This window comes from Thermoactinospora rubra, from assembly GCF_002093975.1.
GTDB lineage: Bacteria > Actinomycetota > Actinomycetes > Streptosporangiales > Streptosporangiaceae > Nonomuraea > Nonomuraea rubra_A.
In genome coordinates this window covers 1-970 of the sequence record NZ_MSZZ01000132.1, presented here as the reverse complement: position 1 = coordinate 970, position 970 = coordinate 1, and the positions used below count along the sequence as shown (strand labels likewise).

Annotated in this window: 1 pseudogene; it reads left to right on the top strand. The window is 68.2% G+C overall.

Annotated features, from left to right (window positions below):
* A pseudogene (locus BSB02_RS39230) lies at positions 1-970 on the top strand (DNA-directed RNA polymerase subunit beta); the annotation flags it as partial.

The following is a 970-nucleotide window of genomic DNA, read 5'->3' as shown; positions in this document are numbered from 1 at the left end:
GAAGCTGGGGCTGGACACCGACATCACCGTCGGCACCCTCACCGAGGACGACATCGTCTCGATGATCGAATACCTGGTGAGGCTGCACGTCGGCGAGACTTCGATGGGTGACGTCGTCGTGGAGACCGACGACATCGACCACTTCGGCAACCGCCGGATCCGCAGCGTGGGCGAGCTGATCCAAAACCAGGTCCGGCTGGGCCTGGCCCGCATGGAGCGGGTGGTGCGCGAGCGGATGACCACCCAGGACGTGGAGGCGATCACACCCCAGACGCTGATCAACATTCGTCCGCTGACGGCGTCGATCCGCGAGTTCTTCGGCACCTCCCAGCTGTCGCAGTTCATGGACCAGACCAACCCGCTGGCCGGGCTGACCCACAAGCGGCGGCTGAACGCGCTGGGCCCGGGCGGTCTGTCCCGCGAGCGGGCGGGCATGGAGGTGCGTGACGTGCACCCGTCCCACTACGGCCGGATGTGCCCGATCGAGACGCCGGAAGGCCCCAACATCGGCCTCATCGGCTACCTCGCGTGCTTCGGCCGCCTCAACCCCTTCGGCTTCGTGGAGACCCCCTACCGCAAGGTCGTCGACGGCAGGGTCACCGACCAGATCGACTACCTCACCGCCGACGAGGAGGACCGGTACGTCATCGCCCAGGCGAACTCCGCGCTGACGGAGGACGGCAGGTTCGCGGAGAGCCGGGTGCTCGTGCGGCGCAAGGGCGGTGAGTTCGAGCACGTCCGCTCGGCTGAGGTGGACTACATCGACGTGTCGCCGCGGCAGATGGTGTCGGTGGCCACCGCGATGATCCCGTTCCTGGAGCACGACGACGCCAACCGGGCGCTCATGGGTGCCAACATGCAGCGGCAGGCGGTGCCGCTGCTGCGCAGCGAGGCGCCGCTGGTGGGCACCGGGATGGAATACCGTGCCGCCACCGACGCCGGCGATGTGATCATCGCCGAGAAGCCCGGC